Genomic DNA, 15,255 nt, shown 5'->3' with positions numbered 1-15,255 from the left:
TAAAGTTTCACTTTATATTATGGTTAAAATTGGGGATTTATCCTGAGATTTGAGGGTAGTAGTAATCTCATCTCACAATTTAATGAACGTAAGGAGATAATATCTTTATCATATTTGGAGAAAACTCTGTGATTCATGCTTGTATAAAAATATTTCTCAAATTAAATATGAGTTATGTTATAATTGCTAGGTGTATTTTAAATGATATAAACAATGTTTACATGATAATGTAATGATTTTTATGGAGGTCTAAGAATGTTGGCAAATCAAGCTAGGATTAGGTTTGAGCAATTTTTGCTCTTTTTTATTATTTTACAGCCTGTTTTAGATTTATTAACGTCGCTTAGTATTATGGTATTAAAAATAAATGCGACATTTGGAATAATGGTAAGATTTCTTGTTATGGCAATCTGTGGTGTTTATATCTTGTTACAAGCAAGGGAAAAAGAAAATAGAAAGTTTTTGATTTATCTAGTAGTACTAGGAGTAGTACTATGTCTTGGATTTATTAATAATAAACTTAACAAGAGTCCAATTATAATGGGTGAAGAAGTTAAATTCTTTGGAAAAGCAGTGTATATATATATTATGTTGGGTTCATACATTTTAGCTTTAAAATCATTAAAGAAGATGACAAATATTGGTGATAAAGTTAGAAACAGTATTGTGTATTCTTCATTAATTATTAATATTGTTATGGTTGTTTCTATTGCAACATCTACAGACCTTGGTAGTTACCAATGGATGAAGGTCGGTTCTCGTGGTTGGTTCTATGCTGGGAATGAGTTAGGATCAATTTTAGCGATTATCTTCCCGATTGTAGTACTATACTCTATTCAGAAAACAAAAGGTATTACTAGCATTTTATACTGGATTCCATCTTTGTTAATGATTTATTCTTTAATTCAAGTTGGTACGAAAGTAGGAATGGGTTCAATTGGTGCAACTTTAGGTGTGGCAATTGTTATTATTCTACTTCAATTATTATTTGATAGAAGAAATCCGAACAAGAAGGTTCTTTTGCTTAACGGAGTAATTGCCATCATCCTATTAGCTGGTGTTGTTGGAACGTTTAAAAAGACACCATTGGCGCAAAATATGGGTATTCATACTGGTTATTTAGCTGAGCAAAATGCAGCACAGCAACAACAAAAAGAAAAAGAAATTAAAGAAAAGTTAAAAGAAGAGCAACAACATAAAAAAGGAAAGCCAGAAGAAAAGGCAAAAATTGAAGCTGAGGTTAAGAAAGAACTTGAGAAAGAGCAAAAGAAAGAAAATCAAGAAAATCTTATATTCAGTGGACGTCAAGTATATGCAGAAAGACATAAGCAGTTCTTTAAAGAAGCGCCAATGTCACAAAAACTGTTAGGAATGGGTTATGCGGGTAACTATAAATACAATGCACAAAAACAGCCAGATCCAAAGCTAATTGAAATGGACTTCCATGATTGGTTTTATGATTTTGGAATTATCGGCTTTATATTGATGATGATTCCGTTCATCTATTATGGCTTAAAGATTTTACTAGCATTTATTACAAGATTTAAAGACATATTTAATATAAAATATGGAATGCTTGCGGCGAGCCTAGCTTTAGCATTAGGCATTGCATATACTGCAGGACATATTTTAACAGCACCAGGGGTTGGAATTTACTTTATAGTGGTGTTAGCTTATCTAATTGTAGATCTAGAAATTGAATGATAAAAATAAAAGCTAACTTTTGTTAGCTTTTATTTTTTAGTACAGTAAAATAAAAGGTAGATGGAAATGTGGCGAGGATTTAAAGGAGGAAAAAAGTATGAAGATATTGCATATGAATGCAGGAGCAGAAGATGGAGGAGGAAAGACACATATTATTTCACTTCTCGATCAGTTCCCAACCGATGAAGTAGAACTGGCGGTATTTGAAGAAGGAATTGTTGCGAGGGAAGCAAGAGAGCTAGGGATTAAAGTTCATGTGTTTTCACAAAAATCTCGCTACGATTTATCCATTTTGAAGAATATAAGTGAATTCATTAATAAGGAAAAGTTTGATGTTGTTCACACGCATGGACCTAGAGCAAACTTTTATGTTTCTCTTATGAAAAAGAAGATTGCTGCAAAGTGGGTTACGACAATTCATAGTGATCCATTTCAAGACTTCACAAAGCAAGGTTTAAAAGGCTGGATTTTTACGAAATTAAATTTAAAGGCTTTCAAAAATATAGATTTATTCTTTGTTGTAACAAATCGATTAAAAGCGAGTCTAGCACAATTAGGCATTTCAAGCGAAAAGATGCACGTTATTTATAATGGAATTGAATATGACAAGGAAAAAGCACAAGGTTATAATAAAAAAGAAATGTTTAACATTGATGAGGATGTGTTTACGGCAATTCAAGTTGCGCGCCTTCATCCTGTTAAAGGTCATGAAGTATTGTTTGATGCATTACAACAGACGGAATTGACAAAAATTAAAGTATTATTGGTAGGCGATGGTCCATTAGAGAAAGAACTAAAGGCGTTAGCTGCGGAAAAGGGAATTGAGGATAAGGTTGAGTTTTTAGGACATCGTCAAGATGTGAAACAATTATTTGCATCGTCTCATATTAATTTATTAACATCTCATAGTGAAGGCTTCCCATTGGTTTTATTAGAAGCGGCGGATCAGCGTGTGCCATCTATTGTAACAAGAGCGGGAGAAATCGAGCCGTTAATTGTAGATGAAACGTATGGCTGGATTGTTCCAGTTGGAGATGGGAAGGCGTTGGCTGGCGCTTTAGAAGAAGCGTATAAAAAGTGGAAAACAGGAGAGCTAGGTGTAATAGGGAAGCATATTTATGATCATGCTGTAGCGAATTTCTCATTACACAAGCTATATGAAGATACAAAAGAAACGTACAGACAATTAATAGCGAAAAACCTTTAATAATAGAGAGGATTGTAATTATGGCAGTACAAACAGTTGATATTTTAGGTGTCCCTTTCTCTACGATGACGATGGAAGAGACAATCCAATATCTTATGAAGCAGCTAGAAACAGAACAAACTCATACATTTCAAATTGTAACAGCAAATCCCGAAATTGTAATGTGTGCGAAAAAGGATCCAAGTTTTCATCAAACACTTTTGAAATCAGATATCATTACACCAGATGGTATTGGTGTTGTAAAAGCTAGTGGTATGCTAGGAACGCCGTTAAAAGAGCGTGTAGCAGGCTTTGATTTGATGAGTGATTTATTCGCGGCGTTATCGAAAGAGAATAAATCTGTATCTGTTTTCTTACTAGGTGCGAAGCCACATGTTGTGAAAGGGGCTGCAGATCATTTAACAAAAACATATTCAGCTGTATCCATTGTTGGCATGCAGGACGGGTATTTTAAACAAGAAGAGGAAGAGAATATTATTTCTCGTATTCAAGAAGCAAAGCCTGATCTATTACTTGTTGCTCTTGGCTTCCCAAGACAAGAAAACTTTATTCAAAATAATAAGCATCGTCTGCAAACGAAGATGGCTGTCGGTGTAGGTGGTAGTTTGGATGTTTGGGCTGGTGAGGTAAAGCGTGCACCAAAATGGATTCAAGCAATTCATTTAGAGTGGTTTTATCGCTTATGTAGTAACCCTACTCGTTGGCGTCGTCAGCTTGTACTAGCTGAGTTTTTAAAAGAAGTAATGCGTTCGAAAAAGTAGCGAAACCTCGCTACTTTTTTTATTTGATAAACATTCATACAGTATTTCTCACTAATGGTAGCATCACCTTATGGGAAAATTAAAGGTAAACTTTATACTCAGTATCGCGATAAAATCATTTTACTTATGTAATACACACGTGTAAAATGATGTGTAAAGACACCTGTGTAAGGAGGGCTTCCAGTGGGGAAGGTAAAAGAAATTTCAAAGAGAAAACTTCTTGGAATAGCGGGACTTGGCTGGCTATTTGATGCAATGGATGTTGGGATGCTTTCATTCGTCATCGTTGCACTGCAAAAGGAATGGGGCTTAAGTAGCCAGGAGATGGGGTGGATTGGCAGTATCAATTCCGTCGGGATGGCAGTGGGGGCGCTTTTATTTGGTATATTAGCAGATAGACTAGGGCGAAAATCGGTCTTTATTATAACTTTATTATTGTTTTCTATCGGTAGTGGTTTAACAGCCTTATCAACAACGTTAGCCGTGTTTCTTCTCTTGCGCTTTTTAATTGGAATGGGGCTTGGAGGAGAATTACCAGTTGCATCTACGCTTGTATCTGAAAGTGTTGAGGCACATGAACGTGGGAAAATTGTTGTCTTGTTAGAAAGTTTTTGGGCGGGTGGCTGGTTAATTGCAGCCCTTATTTCTTATTTTGTTATTCCAAAGTATGGCTGGCAAGTAGCGATGGTATTAAGTGCAATTCCAGCTATTTATGCTCTTTATTTAAGATGGAATTTACCGGATTCACCAAGATTCAAAAAGGTTGAAAAAAGACAGTCTGTTATTACAAATATAAAGGCGGTTTGGTCTGGAGAATATCGTAAAGCGACAGTTATGTTATGGGTTTTATGGTTCTGTGTGGTCTTTTCTTATTATGGCATGTTTCTTTGGCTGCCAAGTGTAATGGTATTGAAAGGATTTAGTCTAATCAAGAGTTTTCAGTACGTGTTAATTATGACATTGGCACAGCTCCCGGGGTATTTTACTGCAGCTTGGTTTATTGAACACCTTGGTCGTAAGTTTGTATTAGTTACGTATTTAATTGGTACAGCATGCAGTGCTTACATATTTGGGATAGCCGAGTCATTGACGATATTAGTGATAGCAGGAATGTTCTTATCCTTCTTTAATTTAGGGGCGTGGGGTGCATTATATGCATATACGCCTGAGCAGTATCCAACAGTAATTCGTGGTACAGGAGCAGGCATGGCAGCTGCATTTGGGCGTATCGGCGGTATCCTTGGACCGTTATTGGTAGGTTATCTAGTTGCTTCACAGGCTTCTCTTTCGCTGATCTTTACAATCTTTTGTGCGTCCATTTTAGTTGGAGCATTTGCAGTGGTTATACTCGGTCAAGAAACGAAGCAGCAAGAGTTAGTATAAGAAAGGGAGCCAAAATGGCTTCCTTTTTTGTTATTTTTAAATGGAATGATGGTATAGTAAATAGAAAATACGGTTAGAAAAAGGGATTATTTCCTACTAAAGCGAATGTATACAACAAGACATATGGTCAAAACAATTAGGTGGTTAGGCAAATGAAAATTTTACTTATCATGGAAGAGGTAGAACATAGAAATAGATTAATTAAGACATTTACGGAAAATATGCGGAATGTAGAATGCTTTGAAGCGCGAACTGGAATGGAATCTTTACAAATAGCGAAAAAGCATACGCCGGATTTCGTTTTTTTAGATACGCAACTAACAGATGGTACGGGATTTGAATTTTCTAGCTTATTACAACAATTAAGTTGTTATGCAAAATTGGCCTTTATTGGTGAGGATGTAGAAGGAGCAATTACAGCCTTCCGATTTCAAGCATTTTATTACTTATTGCGACCATTTCGCGAAGAAGATTTACAATTTCTCTTATATAGAATGGAGCAAGAGATAGGAAAGAAAACAAGAAGCCATTTACGTAAACTTCCGATTGAAAGCTACGAAGGAATTACATACATTTTTCCGGAAGATATTGTATATGTAAGTAAGAATAAAGAAAATAAAACGGTCTCAATTTATACAACAAATAATCAGTATATTTCAACATATACACTTCAAGAATTGGAAAATAAATTAACAGCATATGACTTTTTGCGTGTTCATAAGAGTTATTTAATCAATGCCACATATGTACAGGAACTAAAACCTTATTACAACGGGACATATAACCTTTATTTAGAAAGATATAACGAACAACCAATTCCTGTTAGCCGGAATTATGTAAAACGACTTCGAAATAAAATTGAACTATGACAAGTTGTGAAAGAATATCAACATGATAATATAGGAATCCTTCATGATAAGGAGGATTTAAGTTAAATATTCAGAAATTTTAGTACAATTTCTTCTAAGAAATAATATAGGGGGGATTGTATGTGAGGGCATTTAAGTCAATTTTACTTTGGGGTGTTATTGTAGCATTAGGAGCGGCCGGATTTGGTATGCTTGCCTTATCACAAGGTGAAACGATTAATGCTGTATGGCTATTAGTAGCGGCTGTTTCTATATATGCAGTTGCGTATCGCTTTTATAGTAGATTTATTGCAAGAAAAGTATTTGAACTAGATAATAATCGGCAGACACCTGCTGAGACGTTAAATGATGGGAAAGATTACGTTCCAACAAATAAATGGGTATTATTCGGTCATCACTTTGCAGCAATTGCTGGTGCTGGTCCATTAGTAGGTCCAATTTTGGCGGCGCAGATGGGATACTTACCAGGAACGATTTGGATTATTGTTGGTGTTGTCATTGCGGGTGCTGTACAAGATTTTGTTATTTTGTTCGCTTCAATGAGACGGAATGGAAAATCATTAGGTGAAATGATTAAGGATGAAATTGGTCCTGTCACAGGATTAATCGCGATGATAGGTATTTTAGGTATTATGATTATTTTATTAGCGGTATTAGCTTTAGTAGTTGTAAAAGCGCTTGTTGGAAGTCCATGGGGAATGTTTACAATCGCAGCAACTATTCCAATTGCTATTTTAATGGGAGTTTATATGCGTTACATTCGTCCGGGCCGAGTTGGTGAGGGATCAGTTATCGGTATTATTTTACTTATTTTATCCCTTGTGGGCGGGCAGTACGTAGCCGAAAATCCAACACTTGCAAGTATGTTTACTTTTAGCGGAGAAACGATTGCTATTATGCTTATCGTATATGGCTTTATTGCATCTGCATTACCAGTTTGGATGCTTCTTGCTCCACGTGATTACTTAAGCACATTTTTAAAGGTTGGTACAATTGTTGGGCTTGCAATTGGGATTTTAATTGTAGCACCAGAGTTGAAAATGCCAGCTGTATCTCGGTTCATTGATGGAACGGGGCCAGTATTTTCTGGTAATTTATTCCCGTTTTTATTTATTACAATTGCCTGTGGTGCTGTATCAGGATTCCATGCTTTAGTCTCTTCAGGTACTACACCAAAGATGATTGAACGGGAAGGACATGCACAGCCGATTGGCTATGGAGCGATGTTAATGGAATCTTTCGTTGCGGCAATGGCAATGATTGCAGCGTGTGTATTAACACCAGGAACTTATTTCGCTATTAACAGTCCAGCAGCTCTTATTGGTACTGATGTATCCCAAGCTGCTCAAGTAATATCTTCGTGGGGATTTACAGTTACCCCGAATGAATTAAAAGAAATTGCTGTCAATGTTGGTGAACAAACGATATTATCCAGAACAGGTGGTGCACCAACGTTAGCGATAGGGATGTCTTATATTTTTTCACAAGTTTTAGGTGGAACAGCGATGATGGCATTTTGGTATCATTTTGCTATTTTATTTGAAGCATTATTTATTTTAACAACAATTGATGCTGGTACACGTGTAGGTCGATTTATGATTCAAGATATTTTAGGGCATGTGTATAAGCCGTTTGCAAAAACAGATTCTACATTAGCGAATGTAATTGCAACGACACTATGTGTATTAGGATGGGGATATTTCCTATATCAAGGCGTAGTTGATCCGCTTGGCGGGATTAATACGTTGTGGCCGCTCTTTGGAATTGCCAACCAAATGTTAGCGGGAATTGCCTTATTACTTGGAACAACAATTTTGTTCAAAATGGGGAAAAAGGCATATGTTTGGGTGACGCTTATTCCAACAGTAGGATTGCTTATTGTCACGATGACAGCAGGTTATCAAAAACTATTTCATGAGAATCCGAAAATTGGATTTTTATCACATGCAAAGATATTTCAAACTTCCTTAGACAACGGGAAGGTGTTAGCGCCAGCTAAAAACGTAGCACAGATGAAACAAATTATCTTAAATGATTATATTGATGCTGCACTTTGTGGGGTTTTCATGTTAGTTGTTATTGCAGTTCTGATTTCTGCTATTCGTATTTGGATTCAAGTGTTGCAAAATAAGGCAATGCCATTAAAAGAAGCGCCATACATTTCAAGAGATGAAAGTGAGTCGAGAAATTATGCTTAAAAAATTAGGAAAGGTATGGAAAACACGAAAGCAATTTATTAGTTTGCTTGTTGGAGTTCCAAGCTATGAAACATATGTGAATCATATGAAATTATACCATCCTGAAGAGCAAGTTTTATGTCGGAAAGAATTCTTCGCTGAAGCACAAGAAGCTAGATTTAATGCAAAAGGCGGGAAAATATCACGATGTTGTTGATGAAAGGGCGAGTTTTCGCCCTTTTTTGTTTCCTTTGTTCCACGTGGAACAACAAAATATAAAAGCTTTTGGAATGATAGGGATTTTACATACAATGAGATAAGGAAAGAAGTAGTTTGAAAAGAAAAAGGTAGGTAGAATATTTTATTCAATCGGCCAATGAGTATACGATTGAAAAAGAAATGGAAGAAGGTAAGTTGAGCATCATAAAAAAATCAAGCTATCCACGGATAGCTTGATTTTTTTATTTCTTATACAAGTTCTTTTCCAACAGCAAATTTACGATATGCACCGTGATGTGTTGGTCCTACATATTCGTTAATTTTGAATGAATGACGGATTGCTGCAGTGATGAAATCTTTTGCAGTTTTTACTGCTTCTTTTACAGGTTTACCTTTTGCAAGTTCAGCTGTAATTGCGGCAGAGTATGTACAACCTGCACCATGTGTATTCGTTGTATCGATTTTATCTGATTCTAAAAGATCAAATGTTTCTCCATCGTACAATACATCGATTGCAGTTTCTGTACCTAGTTTGCTACCACCTTTAATTAGTACATATTTTGCACCTAAAGCATGGATTTTCTTAGCAGCTTCTTTCATGTCTTCAAGAGAATTAATTTTGACACCACTTAGCTGATATGCTTCAAATAAGTTTGGTGTTACGACTAATGCTTTTGGGACAAGTACATCGCGTAAGCAGTCATTTGTTTCAGGATGCAATGCTTCATCTGCCCCTTTACAAACCATAACTGGGTCTACTACTACGTTTTGTAGATTGTGCTTTTCAATTGTTTCTGCAACCATCTCAATGATTTCAACAGACCCAAGCATACCTGTTTTTAAAGCATCTACGCCAACACCTTCAATTGTTGTTTCTAATTGTGGTTTTAGGGTAGAAGCAGGGATAGGAAATACGTTATGTGCCCAGTTATTATGTGGGTCCATTGTTACGATTGTCGTAAGAGATGTCATTCCGTATACACCAAGTTCTTGGAATGTTTTTAAATCCGCTTGTATCCCAGCACCGCCACTTGTGTCAGATCCAGCGATTGTAAGTGCTTTATTTAATGTCATTGTGAAAGCCCCCTTTAGGTCATATAATGAAAACTACATTTTTAATCATTATATCAATGTTATGAATAAGTACAAAGTGAAAAAGTAGATAGTTTGGTTGAAAGGATATTGAATTTGTTACAATAAGAAATATAAATATTGTATGTAGGAGACACATTATGTTTCAAGAGAATCGTACAACTGAATTAGTGATATTGAAAGAGATTGCAGAAACATTAAATACATCAAATGATACGTATCATGTTCTACAGGCTGTATTAGAAAAGTTATTACATATAACGGGGTTAACGACAGGGTGGATCTTTCTTGCTGATGAAAATGGCAGATATACAAAATTAATTGATTATCATTTGCCAGCAGCGCTTACCTTTCAAAATAAAAAGCCAATGTGTGAAGGAGAATGTTGGTGTTTGCGCCGCTTTGTAGAAGGAAAATTAGAGCGAGCAGTTAATATTATTGAATGTAAACGAATTAATAATGCGATTGAAAATAATTGGGGTGATACAGAAGGAATTCTTCATCATGCAACAGTTCCGTTAAAGGCTGGCGGAGAAGAATTTGGAGTACTAAATGTAGCAAGCCCAGGAAAAACGCATTTCTCTGAAGAAGAACTTGTGTTACTACAATCGGTTGCATTGCAAATTGGAACGGCTTTAAAACGAACGAAATTATATGAAAGTGAAAAGAGACGAGCTCATTATTATGTAAAACTAGAGCGTTTTATCCAGGCACTGAGAACGATTCATAAATTAAATACATTACCAGAGGAAGTCGTAAAACAAGTAGGAGATGTATTTCTGTGGGAACAAGTCACCTTTTTGATTCAGGAAGAAAAGAAATTATCCATAAGAGCTTTCTATAAGAAGCATACATTACAAGAGGATGTAGGTTTAGAAGGAGCGGCAAAAGAAGCGATAGAAAAGGACCGACCTGTCTTATTGAAAAGACAGATGGGAAATATTGTTCATCCGAATGGCTCTATTATTGCTGCTCCAATACATATTCGAAATCATATGTTTGGCGTTTTATGTGTGTGCTCAAATCAAGGCGATTTTGATACAAATACGATAGATATCGTACAAGCGTTAACGAATCATATTTCATTAATGATTGAGAATTTAAGATTAAATCAGCAGCGCCGTGAGCTTGTCCGAATGGAAGAACGTAATCGTTTAGCAAGAGATCTGCATGATTCAGTTTCACAAAAACTATTTTCATTAACATTCATGACGAAGGGCGCAGAAGCTGTTTTGAAGGGACAAAATGAAAAGGTTGATCAATCTCTTCATGAGATGAGGGAATTAGCGCAAGGTGCTTTAAAAGAAATGCGGGCGCTTATTTGGCAGCTTCGTCCGGCGGGGTTAGAAAAGGGATTGCTACCAGCTTTAAAGCAGTATGGTGAAAACTTAGGATTGAACATTCGCGAGCAGGTCAAAGGTGTACGTGACTTACCACGTGTAGTAGAAGAAACTTTATGGCGTATTGGGCAAGAAGCATTAAATAATATAAGTAAACATGCTGGTGTAAGGGAAGCGACAATTTATTTCAAGGTAACAGAGAAGGATGTATCCTTAGAGGTAGTTGATCACGGCATTGGCTTTATAGAAGAAAATGTAAGAGAGAAGAAATCGCTCGGTATGACAACAATGCGTGAACGAGCAGAGTTAATAGGGGGATATATTAAGGTTGTAAGTGAAAAGAAACGGACAAGTATAAAAGTTATCGTGCCATTATGATGTGAAAATGAGGGAAACTTGTGAGAATAAAAGTATTATTAGTTGATGATCATACGGTTGTTTTAAAAGGGTTAGCGTTTTTTTTAAGCACACAAGAAGATTTGGAGCTAGTAGGAGAAGCAAATAATGGGAAAGAAGCATTAACGAAAGTAGGCGAGACTCAACCAGATGTAGTATTAATGGATTTATATATGCCAGAGATGGATGGTATAGAAGCAACAACGTATATTAAAAAGAAATATCCACATGTGACAGTACTTGTATTAACTAGTTTTTCCGATCAAGCTCATGTGTTACCAGCATTAAAAGCAGGGGCGAGTGGATATATTTTAAAAGATGTGGAACCAGATCAACTTGTCGAAGCGATTCGCAGTGCATACAAAGGAAATATTCAACTCCATCCCGATATAGCAAATGCGCTTCTTTCCCAAACATTACCTCAAGAAGAGAAAGTGGAAACGTCAAATATTCATATAGATGTACTAACTGCGAGGGAAAATGAAGTACTGCAACTCTTGGCAAAAGGGATGAGTAATAAGGAAATTGCTTCTGTTTTAGTCATTACAGAAAAAACAGTAAAGGCTCATGTAAGTAGTATTTTAAGTAAATTAAATTTATCCGATCGTACGCAAGCGGCTTTATATGCAGTGAAAAATGGAATTGTATAAGACAAAAGTCTTAGGACTAAGTTCGCCTTTAGAAGGTAGACTTTTTTTATGAAAAGATACGTCTATGTGAGGAAGAAATTGTTGAAATGAGAGGATAAAATATATTTGTAAGCAACAATAATTACAAGGGATGGTCCCTTTTTAGCGAGTAAATAATAAACAACGTAAGAGTGAGTAACAGGAGGAAAAAGCATGACAACAGTGTTATTTGTAAAAGCTAACAACCGTCCAGCGGATCAAGCAGTTAGTGTGAAATTATATGAGGCATTTTTAGCAAGCTACAAAGAATCACATCCAAATGATGCAGTGGTAGAACTTGATTTATACAATGAAGAATTACCATATGTAGGAGTAGATATGATTAACGGCACCTTTAAGGCTAGTAGAGGATTTGATTTAACAGCAGAAGAAGCAAGAGCGGTAGCTGTTGCTGATAAATATTTAGATCAATTCCTTGCAGCTGATAAAGTTGTATTTGGTTTCCCATTATGGAATTTAACAATTCCAGCTGTACTTCACACATATATCGATTACTTAAACCGTGCTGGTAAAACATTTAAATATACGCCAGAAGGTCCAGTAGGCCTTATTGGAGATAAGAAAATTGCCTTATTAAATGCACGTGGTGGTGTATACTCTGAAGGACCGGCAGCTGAAGTAGAAATGGCTGTTAAATATGTAGCAAGCATGATGGGCTTCTTCGGTGCAAAAGATATAGAGACAGTAGTAATTGAAGGTCACAATCAATTCCCAGATAAAGCGGAAGAGATTATTGCAGCAGGTCTTGAAGAAGCTGTTAAAGTAGCAAGCAAATTTTAATTAAAAGCATAATTTTTACTCAAAGAAAGCAGTATTAACGTTAATAAAATGTTAATACTGCTTTTTATTATCTTGTAAGCTCGTCAGCTAGTTTCTTTCTTTTGAAAGGAGTGAAGTTCTATATACGGTAAAACATCAAAGGAAAAGAGTGTTTAGAAGTCGTAAGCTTGTACATAATTGTAAATTTCTTCTCTATTTTTTTCGATGTTCATTTTTTCACTTCGTATTTAGTATGAGATATCTCCTATTATTTTTACAAGAAAGAATGATACGATTTATGTGAAAGTAAATTAAACTAGTTTTTGGTAGAAGAGAGGAAGAATGTGAAGGGGATTATGACAAAATTAAAGAGAAAGTATAAAACATTGTTATTTGATGTAGATGACACATTATTAGATTTTAAGAAAGCTGAGAAAAAAGCATTACATATGCTTTTTGAGGAGAAAAATATACCTTTAACTACTGAAATTGAAGCCCATTATAAAAAAATAAATAACGGTCTTTGGAAATCTTTTGAAGAAGGAGAAATAGACCGTGCTGAAGTAGTGAATACTCGATTTTTAATTTTATTTCAGGAATATGGTCAAGAAGTTGATGGGCCTTTATTCGAAAAAAGTTATCGTAGTTATTTAGAAGAAGGAAACCAGCTTATTCATGGGGCGTTTGAATTCATACAAAATATTCAAACCCAATATGATTTATATATTGTGACAAATGGTGTTTCCCAAACGCAAGATAAACGTCTGCGTAATTCGGGATTACATTCACTCTTTAAAGGTATTTTCGTTTCAGAGGATACAGGTTTTCAAAAGCCCATGAAAGAGTATTTTGATTATGTCTTTGAACGAATACCTAATTTTTCCGTAGAGGAAGGACTCATTATTGGAGATTCGCTAAGTGCGGATATTAAAGGAGGGCAGTTAGCGGGGCTAGATACTTGCTGGTTTAATCCTGAAAAAAAGTTAAACGATAGCGGGATAGTTCCGACTTATGAAATCCAAACTTTTGATGAGCTATATGAAATTTTAACAGTACTCCAACAGAAGTCTCCTTCCTCAAGCATGTGCAGGGCATAGTCCAGGTGGTAGGAAGGGAATGAATGTTGGTCGGGCACAGCACGAAGTTTCTGTTTCCTTTTCATTAATAAAACAATCCTGACTCAAAGAGCAGTACCAACACTTTTATAGCGGTGGTACTGCTTTTTGAGTCATTTATTCGTTTGTCTTTACACTAGTCCCTCTTGTTTATTCTCATTATGATTAGGGAGTGGAAATAGATTACCAATCATTGCAGCTCCAATCATTGGTAACAATAAATTAATTGGGAAGAACATAAGTAATAATAATGTAATAGCGATTGGTTTTCGTACTGCATAGCTTGAAATGGCTGTCGTTACAATAGCTACAGAAGCAACTGGATCTAACGACGGTATGACAGTAGCCACAGCATATCCAATACTTGCACCAGCAAATACAATTGGGAAAATATGTCCGCCACGCCAACCTGTACTTAAACAAACTGCCGTTACACATAACTTTAAAACTCCTGAAAGAAGCAACATCCAAAATGATAATTCTGTCCACTCATGGACTAAGTCTTTTAATTGGTGTTCTCCTGAAAACATTGTATAAGGCAGTAAAGTTCCTGCAATCCCTAAAAGAATGCCACCTATAACTCCTAACGTTACTTTATATTCTTGAAAAGGATGAACTATTTTTTCTAGCATATGTTCTACCTTGAAATAAAAATAGCCTACACCAGCTCCTATACAAATTAGAGGTAAAAATGCAAGCCATTCATGGAGTGAGAAAGACCCTTTCCCAAAATCAACAATAAAAGATCCTCGATTATCAAACTTACTAAGCAATAAATAAACAGAAAAACCAGCAAAAGTAGTAGCGAGATATACAATAGTCTTTTTTCCTTTAGAAATTTCGTTAATTGATTTATTCTCATTTTCACTGGGAGCTAAATAACCGAATAATGGTGCATTAAAAATAACACTTAAAGTAGCGCCAATTCCAATTTCCGTTAGTCCCTTCATTCCTTTTAAAGCGAAATGAAAACGATCTCCAACCCATGTACAAAGTCCACCGATAATTCCAACAAGTGCTGCTTCCGGTCCTAAACTTGCACCAAATATTAAAACAATAATCGCTGTTAACGTAGATTTATGTACAAAACTATACTCAATTCTACCTGTTTTCTTATATTCACCCATTACCTCTGGCATTAAACGCGGGTATGTACCAAAGTACTTTTGTGTCAGTCCGACAAGAATACCACCAATTGTTGTTACAAAAATTGTGTAATACGGTGGTAATGAAAATTCTTTCGGTAAATACCCCCAAATAAGCTGAATTCCAGCGTTTGTGGTAACTAAAAATAACCAGACTGTAGCCCCAACTATAGCACCTAGAAAGATACCGTACATGATAAGTAAAGAGTGCATGCCTCTTCTAATAGTCATTTTTTATGTCTCCTTTATGTTATATTCTATTATGAAAAAGTTAGAGATTCTGATACGAAAACAATTGGATAACTAATTCAATATGCATATTATCTTTTTAAGAGAACGACTTATTCAAAATATATATACATCAATTAAAAAAACGACATAACCCCCTCTTTTTAGGTG

At 35.6% G+C, this 15,255-nt stretch carries 13 protein-coding genes and 1 pseudogene; 11 read left to right on the top strand and 3 right to left on the bottom strand.

All coding sequences use genetic code 11. The features are described 5' to 3' along the window. Positions 1 to 255: 255 nt before the first annotated feature. The 7 genes from V7183_RS00470 to V7183_RS00440 all read left to right on the top strand — a co-directional run bounded on the left by V7183_RS00470 (position 256) and on the right by V7183_RS00440 (position 8,318). Positions 256 to 1,704, top strand: coding sequence for an O-antigen ligase family protein (locus tag V7183_RS00470; protein WP_097894450.1), 1,449 nt, complete (start codon positions 256 to 258; stop codon positions 1,702 to 1,704). A 97-nt stretch (positions 1,705 to 1,801) separates the two neighbouring features. Next, positions 1,802 to 2,911 (top strand): glycosyltransferase, encoded by a 1,110-nt coding sequence (locus V7183_RS00465; protein WP_335358370.1) that lies wholly within the window; start codon positions 1,802 to 1,804, stop codon positions 2,909 to 2,911. Positions 2,912 to 2,931: 20 nt separating this feature from the next. Next, a complete protein-coding gene (locus tag V7183_RS00460) occupies positions 2,932 to 3,672 on the top strand; it encodes a WecB/TagA/CpsF family glycosyltransferase (RefSeq protein WP_097894448.1) in 741 nt (246 codons plus the stop codon). A gap of 183 nt (positions 3,673 to 3,855) precedes the next feature. Beyond that, entirely contained in the window at positions 3,856 to 5,055 is a 1,200-nt protein-coding gene (locus V7183_RS00455) for an MFS transporter (RefSeq protein ID WP_335358369.1), read from the top strand. A gap of 152 nt (positions 5,056 to 5,207) precedes the next feature. After that, entirely contained in the window at positions 5,208 to 5,924 is a 717-nt protein-coding gene (locus V7183_RS00450; RefSeq protein ID WP_097894446.1) for a LytR/AlgR family response regulator transcription factor, read from the top strand. 122 nt (positions 5,925 to 6,046) lie between these two features. After that, on the top strand, positions 6,047 to 8,122 hold the full coding sequence (gene cstA, locus V7183_RS00445; protein ID WP_335358368.1) for a carbon starvation protein CstA: 2,076 nt from the start codon (positions 6,047 to 6,049) through the stop codon (positions 8,120 to 8,122). After that, on the top strand, positions 8,115 to 8,318 hold the full coding sequence (locus tag V7183_RS00440) for a YbdD/YjiX family protein (RefSeq protein WP_335358367.1): 204 nt from the start codon (positions 8,115 to 8,117) through the stop codon (positions 8,316 to 8,318). The genes cstA and V7183_RS00440 overlap by 8 nt, the downstream gene beginning before the upstream one ends. Before the next feature lie 251 nt (positions 8,319 to 8,569). Here V7183_RS00440 and pdxK read toward each other — a convergent pair whose 3' ends face one another. Continuing rightward, the gene (gene pdxK / locus V7183_RS00435) at positions 8,570 to 9,394 is read right to left on the bottom strand and encodes a pyridoxine/pyridoxal/pyridoxamine kinase (protein ID WP_335358366.1); all 825 of its coding nucleotides are present in this window, start codon (positions 9,392 to 9,394) and stop codon (positions 8,570 to 8,572) included. A 158-nt stretch (positions 9,395 to 9,552) separates the two neighbouring features. On the opposite strand from pdxK, the gene V7183_RS00430 reads away from it, so the two are divergent. The 3 genes from V7183_RS00430 (at position 9,553) to V7183_RS00420 (ending at position 12,617) form a co-directional block, all read left to right on the top strand. Then, the gene (locus tag V7183_RS00430; RefSeq protein ID WP_335358365.1) at positions 9,553 to 11,130 is read left to right on the top strand and encodes a sensor histidine kinase; all 1,578 of its coding nucleotides are present in this window, start codon (positions 9,553 to 9,555) and stop codon (positions 11,128 to 11,130) included. Positions 11,131 to 11,150: 20 nt separating this feature from the next. Continuing rightward, positions 11,151 to 11,798 (top strand): response regulator, encoded by a 648-nt coding sequence (locus V7183_RS00425; protein WP_098198167.1) that lies wholly within the window; start codon positions 11,151 to 11,153, stop codon positions 11,796 to 11,798. Positions 11,799 to 11,990: 192 nt separating this feature from the next. Next, positions 11,991 to 12,617 (top strand): FMN-dependent NADH-azoreductase, encoded by a 627-nt coding sequence (locus V7183_RS00420; RefSeq protein WP_335358364.1) that lies wholly within the window; start codon positions 11,991 to 11,993, stop codon positions 12,615 to 12,617. 92 nt (positions 12,618 to 12,709) lie between these two features. Here the strand turns inward: V7183_RS00420 and V7183_RS00415 are convergent. After that, positions 12,710 to 12,829 (bottom strand): annotated as a pseudogene (locus V7183_RS00415) (transcriptional regulator YeiL); the annotation flags it as partial. A gap of 123 nt (positions 12,830 to 12,952) precedes the next feature. On the opposite strand from V7183_RS00415, the gene V7183_RS00410 reads away from it, so the two are divergent. Further along, complete coding sequence (locus V7183_RS00410; RefSeq protein ID WP_335358363.1) at positions 12,953 to 13,693, top strand: YjjG family noncanonical pyrimidine nucleotidase; 741 nt, start codon at positions 12,953 to 12,955, stop codon at positions 13,691 to 13,693. 149 nt (positions 13,694 to 13,842) lie between these two features. On the opposite strand, the gene V7183_RS00405 is transcribed toward V7183_RS00410, so the two are convergent. Beyond that, positions 13,843 to 15,087, bottom strand: coding sequence for a chloride channel protein (locus V7183_RS00405; RefSeq protein WP_335358362.1), 1,245 nt, complete (start codon positions 15,085 to 15,087; stop codon positions 13,843 to 13,845). Positions 15,088 to 15,255 lie beyond the last annotated feature (168 nt).

Source organism: Bacillus sp. JJ1127 (genome assembly GCF_036965845.1).
Lineage (GTDB): Bacteria > Bacillota > Bacilli > Bacillales > Bacillaceae_G > Bacillus_A.
Note: the sequence above shows the minus strand (reverse complement) of the source record. Positions and strands in the feature narration are given on the sequence as shown.